This window comes from Pseudomonas sp. JL27(2026) (genome assembly GCF_056933555.1).
In genome coordinates, this window is record NZ_CM167794.1 from 3,713,991 (window position 1) to 3,729,886 (window position 15,896).

General features: G+C 59.5%; 14 protein-coding genes. 2 read left to right on the plus strand and 12 right to left on the minus strand.

Annotation, left to right across the window (positions count from 1 at the left end):
• Positions 1 to 257: 257 nt before the first annotated feature.
• Together cysS and AC1Z1G_RS17020 are read right to left on the minus strand one after the other, a co-directional pair.
• Positions 258 to 1,640, minus strand: coding sequence for a cysteine--tRNA ligase (gene cysS, locus AC1Z1G_RS17015; protein WP_483621183.1), 1,383 nt, complete (start codon positions 1,638 to 1,640; stop codon positions 258 to 260).
• Between the two features lie 15 nt (positions 1,641 to 1,655).
• Positions 1,656 to 3,353, minus strand: coding sequence for a glutamine--tRNA ligase/YqeY domain fusion protein (locus tag AC1Z1G_RS17020; RefSeq protein ID WP_483621184.1), 1,698 nt, complete (start codon positions 3,351 to 3,353; stop codon positions 1,656 to 1,658).
• A gap of 276 nt (positions 3,354 to 3,629) precedes the next feature.
• Here AC1Z1G_RS17020 and AC1Z1G_RS17025 point away from each other — a divergent pair, with 276 nt between their 5' ends.
• The gene (locus AC1Z1G_RS17025; RefSeq protein ID WP_483621185.1) at positions 3,630 to 4,133 is read left to right on the plus strand and encodes a peptidylprolyl isomerase; all 504 of its coding nucleotides are present in this window, start codon (positions 3,630 to 3,632) and stop codon (positions 4,131 to 4,133) included.
• Positions 4,130 to 4,882 carry a UDP-2,3-diacylglucosamine diphosphatase gene (lpxH, locus tag AC1Z1G_RS17030; protein WP_483621186.1) on the plus strand — a complete coding sequence of 251 codons (753 nt, stop codon included), beginning with the start codon at positions 4,130 to 4,132 and terminating at the stop codon, positions 4,880 to 4,882. The genes AC1Z1G_RS17025 and lpxH overlap by 4 nt, the downstream gene beginning before the upstream one ends.
• Before the next feature lie 124 nt (positions 4,883 to 5,006).
• Here the strand turns inward: lpxH and AC1Z1G_RS17035 are convergent, their stop codons facing one another.
• The 10 genes from AC1Z1G_RS17035 to AC1Z1G_RS17080 form a co-directional block, all read right to left on the minus strand.
• On the minus strand, positions 5,007 to 6,533 hold the full coding sequence (locus AC1Z1G_RS17035) for a DHA2 family efflux MFS transporter permease subunit (RefSeq protein WP_483621187.1): 1,527 nt from the start codon (positions 6,531 to 6,533) through the stop codon (positions 5,007 to 5,009).
• A 64-nt stretch (positions 6,534 to 6,597) separates the two neighbouring features.
• On the minus strand, positions 6,598 to 7,800 hold the full coding sequence (locus AC1Z1G_RS17040; RefSeq protein WP_483621188.1) for an EmrA/EmrK family multidrug efflux transporter periplasmic adaptor subunit: 1,203 nt from the start codon (positions 7,798 to 7,800) through the stop codon (positions 6,598 to 6,600).
• 15 nt (positions 7,801 to 7,815) lie between these two features.
• A complete protein-coding gene (locus AC1Z1G_RS17045; RefSeq protein WP_483621189.1) occupies positions 7,816 to 9,285 on the minus strand; it encodes an efflux transporter outer membrane subunit in 1,470 nt (489 codons plus the stop codon).
• Positions 9,282 to 9,755, minus strand: coding sequence for a MarR family winged helix-turn-helix transcriptional regulator (locus tag AC1Z1G_RS17050; protein WP_483621190.1), 474 nt, complete (start codon positions 9,753 to 9,755; stop codon positions 9,282 to 9,284). The genes AC1Z1G_RS17045 and AC1Z1G_RS17050 overlap by 4 nt, the downstream gene beginning before the upstream one ends.
• Before the next feature lie 256 nt (positions 9,756 to 10,011).
• On the minus strand, positions 10,012 to 11,517 hold the full coding sequence (locus tag AC1Z1G_RS17055) for a pyridoxal phosphate-dependent decarboxylase family protein (protein WP_483621191.1): 1,506 nt from the start codon (positions 11,515 to 11,517) through the stop codon (positions 10,012 to 10,014).
• Between the two features lie 185 nt (positions 11,518 to 11,702).
• Complete coding sequence (locus AC1Z1G_RS17060; protein ID WP_483621192.1) at positions 11,703 to 12,737, minus strand: extracellular solute-binding protein; 1,035 nt, start codon at positions 12,735 to 12,737, stop codon at positions 11,703 to 11,705.
• A gap of 88 nt (positions 12,738 to 12,825) precedes the next feature.
• Positions 12,826 to 13,482: a LysE family translocator gene (locus AC1Z1G_RS17065; RefSeq protein WP_483621193.1), complete on the minus strand. Its 657-nt coding sequence runs from the start codon at positions 13,480 to 13,482 to the stop codon at positions 12,826 to 12,828.
• 68 nt (positions 13,483 to 13,550) lie between these two features.
• On the minus strand, positions 13,551 to 14,438 hold the full coding sequence (locus AC1Z1G_RS17070) for an amino acid--tRNA ligase-related protein (RefSeq protein ID WP_483621194.1): 888 nt from the start codon (positions 14,436 to 14,438) through the stop codon (positions 13,551 to 13,553).
• Between the two features lie 155 nt (positions 14,439 to 14,593).
• Positions 14,594 to 14,998, minus strand: a complete 405-nt coding sequence (locus AC1Z1G_RS17075) for a GFA family protein (protein WP_483621195.1) — start codon at positions 14,996 to 14,998, stop codon at positions 14,594 to 14,596.
• 21 nt (positions 14,999 to 15,019) lie between these two features.
• On the minus strand, positions 15,020 to 15,880 hold the full coding sequence (locus tag AC1Z1G_RS17080) for a DUF3865 domain-containing protein (protein ID WP_483621196.1): 861 nt from the start codon (positions 15,878 to 15,880) through the stop codon (positions 15,020 to 15,022).
• Between the last annotated feature and the right edge of the window lie 16 nt (positions 15,881 to 15,896).

A 15,896-nucleotide genomic window follows, 5' to 3' on the forward strand; every position in this document is an offset into this window, starting at 1 on the left:
CCCCAGCCCTCTCCCGGAGGGAGAGGGAGCCGACCGAGGTGTCTGGCGTTTTGCATCAACCTGAATAACCGCGTCGATTATGGATTCGATGCATCACTATCAGGTCGTCATATTTCTTCAAGATTCCCGGCCCAGTCCCCTCTCCCTCCGGGAGAGGGTTAGGGTGAGGGCTGGATCTCAGGGCACCGCTGCACTTGCGCCCACCCCAAAAACAAAAACCCGCACAAGGCGGGTTTTGTTTGTGGCCAATGCTGCGATCAGTCAGCCAGACGCCAGGTCGTGCCGCCCTTGCCGTCTTCCAGCACCACGCCCATGGCGGTGAGCTGGTCGCGGATGCGGTCAGATTCGGCCCAGTCTTTAGCCGCCCGTGCCGCCAGACGTGCCTGAATCAGCGCGTCGACTTGTGCCCCATCAACCCGCCCTTCAGCGCCGGCCTGCAGGAAGTCATCGGCTTCCAACTGCAAGACACCGAGCACGCTGGCCAGTTCTTTCAGGCGCGCCGCCAGACCGGCCGCTGCGTTCAGATCGCTCTCACGCAGGCGGTTGATCTCGCGCACCATCTCGAACAGCACCGCGCAGGCTTCCGGCGTGCCGAAGTCATCGTTCATCACCTGGGTGAAACGCTCGACGAAGGTTTCGCCACCGGCAGGCGCGACGTTCGGCAGGCCTTTCAGCGCGTGGTAGAAACGCTCCAGTGCGCCTTTGGCGTCCTTGAGGTTGTCTTCCGAGTAGTTGATCGCGCTACGGTAGTGGCTCGACACCAGCAGGTAGCGCACGACTTCCGGGTGGTACTTGTCGAGCACGTCGCGAATGGTGAAGAAGTTGTTCAAGGACTTGGACATCTTCTCGCCATTGATGCGAATCATCCCGCAATGCATCCACGCATTGGCGTAGGTCTTGCCGGTGGCCGCTTCGCTCTGGGCGATTTCGTTTTCGTGGTGCGGGAACTCAAGGTCACTCCCGCCACCATGAATGTCGAAGGTCTCGCCCAGGCAGCAGGTCGACATCACCGAGCATTCGATGTGCCAGCCCGGACGCCCGGCGCCCCATGGCGACTCCCAGCTCGGTTCGCCCGGCTTGGTGGCCTTCCACAGCACGAAGTCCAGCGGGTCCTGTTTCGACTCATCGACTTCGATCCGTGCGCCGATGCGCAGGTCTTCGATCTTCTTGCGCGACAGCTTGCCGTAGCCCATGAACTTGGCGACGCGGTAGTACACGTCGCCATTGCCCGGTGCGTAGGCGTAACCCTTGTCGATCAGCGTCTGGATCATGCTCAGCATGCCAGGGATGTGATCGGTGGCACGCGGCTCCATGTCCGGCTTGAGGATGTTGAGGCGTGCCTCGTCCTCGTGCATCGCGGTGATCATGCGCTCGGTCAGGGCGTCGAACGGCTCGCCGTTTTCCTTGGCGCGGTTGATGATCTTGTCTTCGATGTCGGTGATGTTACGCACGTAAGTCAGGTTGTAACCGCTGAACCGCAACCAGCGGGTCACCAGGTCGAACGCAACCATGCTGCGGCCATGACCGATGTGGCAGTAGTCGTACACGGTCATGCCGCACACGTACATGCGCACATTGTTGCCATCCAGCGGCTTGAAGACTTCTTTGCTCTTGGTGAGCGTGTTGTAGATCGTTAGCACTTTATGTTCCTTGAATCACTGGCCCCACGAATCACGCAGGGTCACGGTACGGTTGAACACCGGATGACCAGGTTTCGAGTCCTTGATATCCGCGCAGAAGTAACCTTCGCGCTCGAACTGGAAACGGTCTTCCGGCTGTGCGTTGCCAAGCGATGGCTCGGCACGACAACCGGTGAGCACCTGCAGGGAGTCAGGGTTGATGTTGTCCAGGAAACTGGCGCTGTCTTCGGCCTTCTCAGGGTTAGGCGAACGGAACAGGCGATCGTACAGACGCACTTCACATTCAACGCTGGCCGCCGCTGGCACCCAGTGGATCACGCCTTTGACCTTGCGGCCTTCCGGGTTCTTGCCCAGGGTGTCCGGGTCGTACGAGCAACGCAGTTCGACGATGTTGCCATCGGCGTCCTTGATCGCTTCGTCGGCACGGATCACGTAGCTGCCGCGCAGACGCACTTCGCCGGTCGGCTCCAGGCGCTTGTAGCCTTTTGGCGGCTCTTCCATGAAGTCTTCACGGTCGATGTAGATTTCACGCGCGAACGGCAGAGCGCGCACGCCCATGTCTTCTTTCGGGTGGCACGGCAGTTCGAGGTTCTCGACCTGGCCTTGCGGGTAGTTGGTGATCACGACTTTCAGCGGACGCAGCACACACATGGCACGTGGGGCGCTGTGGTCCAGGTCGTCACGGATGCTGAATTCAAGCATGCCGAAGTCGACCACGCCGTCGGAACGGTTGGTGCCGATCATGTCGCAGAAGTTGCGGATCGATTTCGGCGTGTAGCCACGGCGGCGAAAGCCCGACAGCGTGGACATGCGCGGGTCGTCCCAACCGTGAACATGTTTCTCGTCCACAAGCTGCTTGAGCTTGCGCTTGCTGGTGATCGTGTAGTTCAGGTTCAGGCGGCTGAATTCGTACTGGCGCGGTTGCGCCGGCACTGGCAGGTGCTCGAGGAACCATTCGTACAGCGGACGGTGGCTTTCGAACTCCAGGGTGCAGATCGAATGGGTGATGCCTTCGATGGCGTCCGACTGACCGTGGGTGAAGTCGTAGTTCGGGTAGATGCACCACTTGTCACCGGTCTGGTGGTGGTGAGCGTGACGGATGCGATACATGATCGGGTCGCGCAGGTTCATGTTCGGCGAAGCCATGTCGATCCTGGCCCGCAGCACGCGTGCGCCGTCCGGGAATTCGCCGGCCTTCATGCGGGCGAACAGGTCCAGGTTTTCTTCAACCGAGCGGTCACGGAACGGGCTGTTCTTGCCCGGCTCGGTCAGGCTGCCACGGTATTCCTTGGCTTGCTCCGGGGTCAGGTCGCAAACGTACGCGTTGCCGGACTTGATCAACTCCACTGCCCAGTCGTGCAACTGGTCGAAATACTGCGACGCGTAGCGCACTTCACCGGACCATTCGAAACCCAGCCACTTGACGTCGCTTTCGATGGCGTCGATGTACTCCTGGTCTTCCTTGGCAGGGTTGGTATCGTCGAAACGCAGGTGCGTGACGCCACCGAACTCCTGGGCCAGGCCGAAGTTCACACAGATCGACTTGGCGTGACCAATGTGCAGGTAACCGTTGGGCTCAGGCGGGAAACGGGTGACGATCTGCGTGTGCTTACCCGAGTCCAGGTCCGCCTGGATGATCGGCCGCAGGAAGTTGACCGGCACGGCAGGGCCAGTCTTGGAATTCGAGGTAGGGTCGACAGTGGGCTTGCTCATAGGATCCTTGACGTACAGGTGCGCGGCCTTCATGGAGGCCTGACAAAACAAAGCCGCTATCATAGCCGAAGCTGTCAAGCGCCTGACAGAGCAGGCCCTAAAACTGCTGCTTTTAATACGCCTGATTTGAAAAACTGCCTCGAAATTCGCGCCTGTCACGCTAAACTGCGCACCTTGGCGATTTTTTGCCAGACCGGTTCGGGCTCGCACGCGTCATGCGGCGCCCCGAAAACCACGGATTCCTTGAAAACGCTTCTCCTTAAAAGAGTACCGATCATGACTCAAGTCAAATTGACCACCAACCACGGCGAGATCGTCCTGGAACTGAACGCTGAAAAAGCCCCGATCACCGTGGCCAACTTCATCGAGTACGTTAAGGCCGGCCACTACGAAAACACTGTGTTCCACCGTGTCATCGGCAACTTCATGATCCAGGGCGGTGGTTTCGAGCCAGGCATGAAAGAAAAGAAAGACAAGCGTCCAAGCATCCAGAACGAAGCTGACAACGGTCTTTCCAACGACAAGTACACCGTGGCCATGGCTCGCACCATGGAGCCGCATTCGGCATCTGCGCAGTTCTTCATCAACGTGGCCGACAACGGTTTCCTGAACCACAGCGGCAAGAACGTTCAGGGCTGGGGCTACGCAGTCTTCGCCAAAGTGGTTGCAGGCACTGACGTAGTCGACAAGATCAAAGGCGTGTCCACCACGTCCAAATCGGGTCACCAGGACGTACCGGCAGAAGACGTGATCATCGAGAAAGCCGAGATCATTGAGTGATACTGCTGATTTCAGATTTACATCTGGAAGAGGAGCGCCCGGACATTACCCGGGCGTTTCTGGATTTGCTCGCCACCCGCGCCCGCGCAGCGCAAGCGTTGTACATATTGGGCGACTTTTTCGAGGTGTGGATTGGCGACGACGCCATGACCCCCTTCCAACGCACCATCTGCCAAGCCCTGCGCGACCTCAGCGACAGCGGCACGGCCATTTTCCTGATGCATGGCAATCGCGACTTCCTGCTCGGCAAGGCCTTCTGCAAAGCAGCCGGCTGCACCCTGCTCAAAGACCCGAGTGTCGTGCAGTTTTATGGTGAGCCGGTGCTGCTGATGCACGGCGACAGCCTGTGCACCCGCGACGAAAGCTATATGAAGCTGCGTCGCTACCTGCGCAACCCCGTCACCCTGTTCATTTTGCGTCACCTGCCCCTGCGCACCCGGCACAAGCTGGCACGCAAGCTGCGCAGCGAAAGCCGCGCGCAAGTCCGGATGAAAGCCAACGACATCGTCGACGTGACCCCCGAAGAAGTCCCGCGGATCATGCAGCACTATGGCGTGAAAACCCTGGTCCACGGCCACACTCACCGCCCCGCCATCCACAAATTGCAACTGGGCGAGCACGCCGCCAGGCGCATTGTGCTGGGGGATTGGGATCGCCAGGGCTGGGCGTTGCAGGTGGATGAGCAAGGGTTCGCGTTGGCGGCGTTTGACTTCGCCCCGCCGCCGCAATTAGCCGCACCCGGCAGCTAACGGTCAAACACAAAACCCTTGTGGGAGCGGGCTAGCTCGCGAAAGCGGTATGACAGTCAACTGAGATGTTGAATGTTAATCCGCCTTCGCGAGCAAGCCCGCTCCCACATTGACCGCGTTTTGCTTAGTGCCCTGCCGCCTCCGGCCCCGCCTTCGCCGCGAACGGCGGTTTGGCCAGCCACACGATTAGAATCAACCCCATGAAGCCCCAGCCCAGCAGCGTGAAGTAATCCACGGTCGAGAGCATATACGCCTGGCTGGTCAGTACGTGATCGAGCTGCGCATAGGCCGGGTTGCTCGCACCGCCCAGGGTATTCAAGGCCTCCCGGGTGGCGGGTTCGAAGGTGCTGATGCTTTCACTCATATAAGCGTGATGCTGATCGGCCCGACGAATCCAGATCCACGTGGTCAACGATGCCGCAAAGCTCCCGCCCAAGGTCCGCAGGAACGTCGCCAGGCCCGCACCATCGGCGATCTGATGGGGTGGCAGGTCCGACATCAGAATGCTCAGGGTCGGCATGAAGAACAGCGCCACACCAATGCCCATGAACAGTTGCACCATGGCCACATGCTGGAAGTCCACCTCATGGGTGAAACCGGCACGCATGAAGCAACTCAAGCCAATCGCCAGGAACGCCAGCCCAGCCAGTAACCGCAGGTCGAACTTGTGCGCGTACTTACCGACAAACGGCGACATCAGCACCGGCAGAATGCCGATCGGCGCCACGGCCAGACCGGCCCAGGTCGCGGTGTACCCCATCTGGGTTTGCAGCCATTGCGGCAGCATCAGGTTGATGCCGAAGAACCCGGCGTACCCCAGCACCAACACGATGGTGCCAATGCGAAAGTTGCGGTGGGCGAACAGCCGCAAGTTGACCACCGGATGTTTGTCGGTCATCTCCCAAATCACGAACACCGCCAGCGCAATCGCCGAAATCGCCGCCCCCGTGAGGATGAAGCTGGACTCGAACCAGTCCAGGTCATTGCCCTTGTCGAGGATGATCTGCAACGCCCCGACGCCAATGATCAGGGTCAACAGCCCCACGTAGTCCATCGGTTGGCGAGTGATCACCACCGGCCGATCCTTGAGCTGCTGCTTGACCACCATCACCGCAAACGCACCAATCGGCACGTTGATGAAGAAAATCCACGGCCAGCTATAGCTGTCGGTAATCCAGCCCCCCAGGATGGGACCTGCAATCGGCGCGACCACCGTGACCATCGCCAGCAATGCCAGGGCCATCCCCCGTTTCGCCGGCGGGTAGACCGCAATCAGCAAGGTCTGGGTCATCGGGTACAACGGCCCGGCAACCAGCCCCTGCAAAACCCGAAAACCAACCAGTTCCGGCATCGACGTCGAGATACCGCACAAGAACGAGGCCAGCACGAACAGAATGGTGGCCCACAGAAACAGCTTCACCTCACCGAAACGACGGCTCAGCCAACCGGTCAACGGCAACGCGATGGCGTTACTCACGGCGAACGAAGTGATCACCCAGGTGCCCTGCTCCGAGCTCACGCCCAGGTTGCCGGAAATGGTCGGCAAGGCCACGTTGGCGATGGTGGTATCGAGCACCTGCATGAAGGTCGCCAGCGACAGGCCGATGGTGGCGAGCACCAGGCTGGGCGGCTTGAAAGACGCGTTATTCATCGCGAATCCTTTGAAACGAGGCAGGCGCTGCGACCGTTACGGCCGCAGCTGAGGGATTGGCGAATCAGCGTTGAGCGGTTTTGACCGCCAACGAGCTGTTGTCATGGATCAAGCGGGTAATCATTGCGTCGGCCTCGGCCAACTGACGGTCATAGACGCTGGTGCTGAACGAAGCCTTTTGTGGCGATTGCTGCGCCAGCACCGGGCCGCTCTGGTCATGCAGATTGACGTTGACCATGGTCGACAGGCCGACCCGCAATGGATGTTCTGCAAGTTCTTGGGCGTTGATGTGAATCCGCACCGGCACACGCTGGACGATCTTGATCCAGTTGCCGGTGGCGTTCTGGGCAGGCAACAAGGCAAACGCACTGCCAGTCCCAGCGCCGAGGCTGTCGATGGTACCGTTGTACTTCACCTCGCTGCCGTACAGGTCGGCCTCGATGTCTACCGGCTGACCGATGCGCATGTCTCGCAGCTGGGTTTCCTTGAAGTTGGCGTCGATCCACAGTTGATCCAGGGGAATCACCGCCATCAACGCGGTGCCCGGCTGAACCCGCTGACCGAGCTGCACGGTGCGCTTGGCAACGTAACCGGTGACCGGTGCAATCAGCGTGCTGCGGGCATTGGTCAGATAAGCCTGACGCACTTGGGCAGCGGCGGCTTGCACGTCCGGGTGAGACGACACCACGGTGTCGTCGACCAGCGCGCTGGTGGTGTTGAGCTGCTGCTGAGCATTGGCCAGGGCATTTTGCGCCGAGCTCAGGTCATCACGAGCATGGGACAGTTCTTCCTGGGAGATCGCCCCGCCGGCCGCGAGATTCTTCCGGCGATTGAAGTTGTCCTGAGCCTTTTGCACTTCGGCCTTCTGCGCGTTGACCTGGGCTTTCATTCCATCGACGTTGCTGTACAGCCCGCGGACCTGGCGCACTGTGCGGGCCAGATTGGCCTGGGCACTTTGCAGGCCGACTTGCGCGTCATTGGGGTCGAAGTTGATCAACACCTGACCTTCATGGACCAGGTCGCCGTCATCGGCGCCAATGCTGACCACCGTGCCGGTGACCAGCGGGGTAATTTCCACCACGTTGCCGTTCACGTAGGCGTCGTCGGTGCTTTCGCTCCAGCGTCCATAGAGTTCGTGCCAGCCCCAGACAGCCGCGCCGCCGAGGATCACCAGCACCGCGAGCACCAGCAGCATGATTTTGCGTTTGCCGGGGTTACCCGTGTCTTGGACGTTTTCCGGGGTTGAGTTGTGTTCGGCAGTGGCCATGACAAGTACCTTGAATTATTGATTCTGCGTGGCTGGGGTGGGCGTGGCCGAAGCCAGGGTGTCGGCTTGATATCCGCCGCCCAGTGCCTGCATCAGTTGAATCGACAGGTCGATCTGCTCGGCATTCAGGTTCGCCAACTGGCGTTGGGCCTGCAGCAATTGCTGTTCGATGCTGAGCACGTCCAGGTAGTTGCCGATGCCGGAACCGTAACGCTGGACGACCGTGTTGTATGAATCCTGGGCGATATCGGTGGCATGTTGCTGCGCGCCGATCTGCCGGCCGACGTCGCGCAACTGAGAGAGCGTGTCGCTGACATCCCCCAACGCACTCACCAGGCTTTTGTTGTACTGCGCCACCGCGAGGTCGTAGTCGGCGTCCCGCGCATCGAGGTCGGCACGCAAGCGGCCGCCATCGAAGATCGGCAGCGACACGGTCGGTGCGATGTTGAGGTAACGGCTCGCCGAGCCAAACATCGCATCGCCCAACAACGACTCGACACCGGCCGCCGCGCTCAGGTTGAGGTTGGGGTAGAAGCGGGTTTTGCCAGCATCGATGTTCTTGCTCGCCGCCTCGACCCGCCAGCGTGCGGCGATCAGGTCCGGACGACGACCGAGCAACTCGGCCGGCAATGTCGAGGGCAGTGCCACGGCGCTGGCCTGAAGGATTTTCGGGCGGGCGATTTCATTGCCGCGATCCGGGCCTTTGCCGAGCAACACGGCCAGGGCGATTTTCGCGCTTTGGAGCTTCTTCTCGGCGTCGATCAGGGTCGCTTCGGAGCTGGCTTCCAGGCTTTCGGTTTGCTGGTACTGGTATTGGCTGTCGATCCCGGAACTCAGGCGACGCTTGCTCAGGTCGAGCATTTGCCGGGTGCGCTTGAGGTCTTCATCGGCCAGGTCGTAAACAATGTGCGCCTGCCCCAAATCGCTGTAAGCGCGGGCCACGTCGGCCGACAATGTCAGCTGTGCGGCTTGCTGATCGACTTGGGCTGCACGGGCCTGGCCCAACGCGGCTTCCCAGGCGGCACGCTGGCCGCCCCAGAGGTCGAAGGTGTAATTGAAACTGGCGCCGATGTTGCGCACCGTCGAATAGGTGCCACCGACACCGGTCGGGTCCTGATCGCGGGCCAGTCGCGAACGGCTGACACTGGCGCTGGCATCGAGGGTCGGCATTCGCGCGGCATCGGCTGCATAAGCGGCGGCGCTGGCCTGGTGAGCACGGGCACTGGCGATCTGCATGTCAGGGCTGTCGTGCAGGGCTTCGCGGATCAGGCCGTCAAGTTGCGGGTCACCGAGGCTTTTCCACCAGTCGCTTTTCGGCCAGGCCGCCGGCGACAGCGTCACGCCATTCAGGGATTGCCCGGCCTTGAGGGTTTTTGCATCGAGGCGAGTGCCTTCGGTGTTCAGGCCGCTGTAACTGGCACATCCGGCCAGGCTCATGGCCAACAGCACCAGGCTCAGGCGCGTACGCAAGGTTTTACTGCTCATTTATCACCTACCCGCAGCAAGGTGATCGAGTCACCCGCTGCCAGCAAAATTTTCTTCAGGATCTGTTCCAGGGTCTTCAACTCTTCTGGCGTGATGGCGCCGGCCAGTTCGTTCATGGCCTCGGCACCGATGTGCGGCAGACGGTCGGCCAGTTGCTCGCCTTCCTCCGTCAGCACCAGCCGCACCTGGCGACGATCACTCTCGCTGCGTTGGCGGGTGAGGAAACCTTTCTGTTCCAGACGATCGAGCATGCGAGTCATCGAACCGCTGTCCAGCGACAGGTGACGACACAGTTCCGCCGGCGTATCGACGCCGAACTGGGCCATGATGATCAACACCTTGAACTGCGCAGACGTAATGCCGTGGGGTTCCATGTACGTGTCGATCAGCCGGTCCTTGAGCAAGGCCGCACGGCCCAGCAATAGCCCGAGGTGGCAATTGTGAAAATCGTCGGGATTGAAATGCTTCATCTGACCACCCATTAGCTGCCTAGGCAGGGAAAGTATGTCGAGATGTTACTGCCTAGGCAGCCAATGTCAACGTAATAGTTAGGAAGCTTTGTAATTGGGTGATCAGCGGCACTGTGCTGCTTCAAACAATGAAATGGGTTTTCAACGGGTAAAAAAGTTTGAACCACGAACGCGCGTCACACGCTTCATGCAAAGATCCAGGTGATTGAAAGCACTGTTGACTCCGCCCCCCGGCTGAGGCGGCAGCCCATACGGCTCATGACCGTGCGGGTAGACCGCCTTCGGCCAGGGAGGCAATGGAGGTGAGTAGCGCATTGATATCCGCCCCTGTGGTCCCGGGATTCAACAAGGTCATTTTCAGGGTGATCAAACCGCCATGACGGGTAACTCCCAGGTTGGCGATTCCCTGGTCAAACAGTGCCTGGGCAATATGACGGTGCAGTGCATCCCGATCCTCGGCTGAGTGCAAGGGACTGCATACCCGAAGCAGAACGCTGGTCAATTGCCCGCAACTGACCAGCTCGAAGGCTGGCGAGGCGTCGATCACCTGGGCGACCTCGGCTGCCAGGTCAATGCACTGGTCAATCATTGCCGCATACTGACGGGTTCCGATACTGCGCAGACTCATCCACAGCTTCAGCGCATCGAAACGGCGGGTGGTTTGCAACGATTTTGTCACCAGGTTCGGCAAGCCGTCCCGATCATCCTCTGGCGGGTTCAGGTAATCGGCGTGAGTGCGCATGAGTTCGAAATGCGCCTCGTCACGCAGCAGAAACGCACCACAACTGATGGTCTGGAAAAACTGTTTGTGGAAGTCCAGCGTCATTGAGTCCGCGCGGTCAAGACCGTGCAGACGGTGGCGATACCGGTGTGATAACAACAAGGCGCCGCCCCATGCAGCGTCAACATGCAGCCATAGCCCATGGGCCTGAGCGATGTCAGCGAGGGTGTCGAGCGGATCGATGGCACCCGTGTCCGTAGTGCCCGCTGTCGCGACTATCACGAAGGGCGTTCGCGATTCACTCGCAAGCCTTGCGAGCGTGCACGTGAGGTCATCCACGGACATTTTTCCGTCACGGTCACAGGACACGGGTATCGCTGCGTTTTTGCCCAGCCCCAGCAACGACAGCGACTGCTGCACCGAAAAGTGCGCCTGACGCGAACACACGGCAACCATCCCTTGGGCGCACGCAGGAAGCCCCTGCTCCTTGACGTCCACCCCCCAGCGAAGCAAAGCGTAACGATCACGGGCGAGCAGCAGGCCCATTAAATTGCTTTGCGTTCCCCCGCTGGTAAACACACCGGCGTCGCCGTCCGGATAGCCTGTCCATGCACGCAGTGCACTCACCAGATGCTGTTCGAGAAAGGTCGCGGAGGGGCTCTGGTCCCAAGAGTCCAGCGACTGATTGGCGACGTTGATCAGGACCTCGGCCAGTTGGCTGGCCAGCGTGGTCGGACAGTGCAAATGGGCGATGCAAAGGGGATGGTGGACTTGCAGGGCATGGTCGAGAAAACAGGCGGCGGCATCGGCCAGCGCCTGTTCGTCACCCACCCCTTGCGGGGGGAAAACGTCCAGATCGGACAAGGCTTTTCGCTGGGCGGCGGGCTGCGTTCCGTCAAACAGCGTGCCTGTTTCCAACCAGCGACTCGCGATGTCGACGGCCTGCCCCATCAAACGACGGTAAATCTGCGCCCCGGCCGGATCAGCCGTGGTCATGCCTCGGGTTGGTTTTTCAAGGCGGTTGGCATGACTCAGCGGCATGTTCAAATGCTCCGGGGATAAAGACTCATGGCGTGGCGGCACCTGTGGCGGGGGCGCGCAGGATCAGCCAGCGTCGGCGATGTGGCGGTGGTCGATACGACATGGTGATCGCCCCTGATCAAGGCGAACGGGAGTCCCTTCCTTCGGGAAGAAACCAGCCGACGCGGGCACTGCCCGACGCAAACCTACTGCGAAAGTTCTGTCCAGATTGCCGCGTACTGCGCTTGCACGTTCGCCGGGCAGGCAAAAGTGAACTGCGCCTTGTGCAAGACCTCTGCCGGGATATTCAGCTCTGGAGCGTCCCGCATAGACGCGGGCATGAACTGTTCGGCACCGGCCACAGCACTGGCATAGCCATGGAAGGCAGAGTTCAAGGCTGCATTGCGCGGTTCCATGATGAAGTTCATGAACAGCCTGGCATTCACCACGTTCGGGGAACGTTTGAGGATCACCACGTTGTCACTGAATATTTGCGTGCCCTCCCTTGGAAGGCCAAAGCGGATCGTCGGGTTGATCATGCGCTGACGCAAGGCGGCACCGTTCCAGTCGATGCTGGCCTTGAAATGCCCAGTGGCCATTTTTTGTACGCTGCCGTACTCCATCGAGGCCCACGCCGGCCGGGCCTTGACCAGGGTACTGCGCACCTGGCGCAACAAATGCGGATCGGCATCACACATCTTGCCGCCGTGATAACGCACGGCGGCGTAGATGACTTCGTTCATGTCCGCACCAATGTTAATCGTCCCTTGCAGTTCCTTGGGCGGATCAATCACCACAGACCAAGTGTCGATGTCCCCTTTGTAGACGTCGGTGTGAATGGCAACACCCACCACTCCCCATGCCCATGGAACCGAATATTTGCGCCCTGGATCAAAAGGCGGGTCGACCCATTGCGCAGTCAGGTTGCGGAAGTTTTCCAGTTGGGACGGATGAGCCGCCAACACCAGGTCCTCGGCTATCCACAAGGGCAAATAGTTGCCTGCCACCACCGCTACATCCGCGTCCACTGACTGGTCTCGAACCTTGGCAAGCGCGGTGTCACTGGATTCGTACTCAACCAGCTCAACCGCGACGTTGTGCTCTTTTTCGAACTTTTCGATCATCTGCGCGCTGGTGTAGCTTTCCCAATTGTAGAGCGTGAGCGTGCCCTCGGCCTTGACCACGCCAAACGCGCAACTGAGGGCCAGGGCGATACCTGTTCTGGAAAGTTTTAACGGCATTGAGCTGACTCCGAAGCCTCGCGGCGAGTGCTGAAACCTGTCAGTGGCAGTGAGTAATGAGAATGGCCAACAACCCCGATGCCTGAAGCTAAGCCATTGGCAGCAGCACTCTCAGGTGAGCGACCCGTTGGGGAAGGTCGTCCTGGAGGGCCATGGTCGAGTAAGCGATCGACATCGAAAACACCCCCAGCAGCACGGAGGCTGATCGCTGGAAAGTCGCCGTATGATTCGACCAGGACTGGCGGGAAGTCAGAATCTTGCCCAGGGACGCCCACAGTATTCCTATGGGCCCGAGTGCAATCAGAAACACACCCATGGCCCAGGCAAACTGCTCAGTGGACTGGAAAGCACTTAACGGAAAGACCGTGCTGGCGAAAAGGAACGCCTTGGGGTTCAACAACGTTGCCAGAAACACTTCAAAAAAGTGGGCGGGCCTGCGTAGCGTGTCATGAAGGATATGGCTGTTTCGCCATAGTTTGAACGCCAGCCATAGCAAGTACGCCGCACAGAGCAACTTGATGCCATCGAGCAGCCAAGGCCGGCTTGCAGCAAATGACAGCAGGAAAAAACCCCAGGTCAAAATAGCCAGGGTGTACCCCATGGCCTCCGCCACCACCAAAGGAAGTGTTCTGCGCACCCCGACCTTGAGCCCTGAAGAAAACAGCAGCGTATTGGTCGGCCCCGGCACTATCAGAATAAGCGAGGCGTAGAACGACATCACGAGCAACTCATGAAAGACAGGCATGGAACCTCCGGGCTCAGTGTCCCAATCGGTGTAAGGTGGCGGCGCGTCGAGCCCGGGTTGTTGCGCAACTAACTCAGGGAAAACGGACGTGCGGTGCGAAAGACCTCGATCGTGTCCAGCCCCAGAGCTGTCCGACAGAGCCGCTCGATGCCGATACCAAACCCGGAACTCGCGGCGGGAACGGTGTTGGACCTCATCAGTTCACACATGAGCTGGTCCTCGGGGCCAAAGCTGTTGAGGCGTCTGGCCTGTTCCTCAAACCGGTCGGCATCATCTTCATCCGTATAACCGTGGACCACTTCAATCGCATCGATAAGGATCTCGAAACGGTCCACTATCGCCGCCGTTCCAGGCCTTCTTTTGGCCCGTACTTCGGGCAGCAACGGAAAGTCCGTGACCACCACACAACGGTCTTTGGAGAGCGGTTCGACATTTTCGGTGATATAGCGGTCGATCAACCACAGCGGAGAAATTTCATAATCGTTGTACATCTCCTGGAAGGCGCCCACTAACTTCATGGCCGAGTGTTCGTCCCGGAACAGGTCTATTCCCAGGTCCTTGCGAATCAATTCCCCGAACGATAAAACCTCTATCGGCCCTGGATAGAACTCGCCGACGATACGTGTCGCCAGGTCCAGCATTTCATCGATGCTGGCGTCGCGCTTGTAGAGATCGAGCATGGTGAATTCAGGCAGGTGCGTTGCATCCAGTTCATCCGGACGAAAACTGGGGCCCATTTCGTAAACCGCCGGTGTGAACTGCAGGTTGTAACGCAAGGCAAACGCTGACGACTCACGGAGCCAGCGACCATCCGTCAATTGCAGCCTGGGACGGTCTGCATCGCCAGGAAACTTGCGCAGTATCGGCGTCATGATTTCGAAGTAACCTTCGTGATCCAGCAGATTACGAATGCGGCGCATCATGGTTGACTTATAGATAACCGGTTCAATAGGCATGACTGCTTAATATCCTTATTGGGAAGTAGAGCGTTCAACAGCCACGCCCCTGCCAAGCCTGGATGCCCTGTCGGGGCACTTCGCGCCCGTCATGCATTGGCTTGCGCAAACCTCAGAGGTTCGTGGCTTTTTCCAGGGCAAAAAAAGCGCTCCGTCTAGGGCGCAGGTTTTCCTTTCAGACCAACGTCGATTTTCCACCAGCGTGGCCTAGAGGACGTAAAGGAGTGCGCCGTGGGACGCAGCGCACTTTGCCCCTTGGAATCGAAACTGCCGAGTACCAGCGCGACCGTGGGAGCATCATCAATGGCGCCCAGCGTACTGCCGCAGCGAGGGCAAAAGGCCCGGCTGGAATACTCTGAGGATCGGTACAGCGTCGGCATCCCGCCTTCGCCCACCCACTGCACTTCATCCCTTGGGAACTCCACCCAGCACAGGGTCAGCCCACCCGAGTGCCGCTGACATATCCCGCACGAGCAGGTATGAGGGTTTTGGGGCTCAACCATGGCAACGAATCGGATGTGCCCGCAAAGGCATCCACCCTCATACTTTTTAGTACTCATGCAAAGATCTCGTCCTTGTGATTAGGCGGCTTTGTGCCTGGCTGCCCGACCTTCCTGCACCAGGCTATGGATCTCGACCCATTGGTCGATGAACGGATTGAGCATCTGCAGGAACCCGTCAACTATCTGCGGTTGAAGGAAGTTGAAGAGTTCGGCCTCATGAATAAACCGGGCGATGCCATCCTGGTGGCCCTGTTCGACCGCCACACTGCCCGTGGCCGCAACGTGATCATCATCCAGGTGCATCCGGTAATAGAAATCAAGACGCTTCAGCGAGCGACCCGACCCCACCCCCAGGACAGTGCCCAGCCGGTCGGTGATCTCCCGCAGCAACTGGGTCTCGGCAATGGCAACGGCTTCGGTTGCGTAGTACATGCCCAGTATTGTGGAGGGGCAATGCGACCAGGTCAGGACATCAATCAACGAGATGAGCGAGCGTGTCGAGTCGGTACGGGGCATCCAGCCATTGACCCGCAAGCCAAGGTCCTCAATCAGCGCACCACTGAAAACCACATAGTGGGCAGGCAGCTTGCCTCTCTCGCCCCCCTCCTCCAGGAAGTTGCGCGTCAACTCCTGAGCCAGCTCGGGGCAGAAGCCTCTGACGGTCTCCGCAGCCCGTAGCAGCATGGTGGAGTTGTAGCGCGCAAACACAGACAGTTCGGCAATGTACAACTGCGCTTCTTCTTTCGAGAGGCTCTTGGGATCAACCAGGTCATGGATCTTTTGGTAAAGGCTGGCGATCATCGGGTCCAGATGCCCGGCAATCAGTTCACGACCGGAAACCGCCGCTTTGCCTTCTCGTATGACTTTATTGATCAGCGCATCGGTGTCGGTACAGTCGCTGAGATAACCGTCAACCAGACTGGGGAAGTTTCTGTACATCGGCTTATCCTCCTTG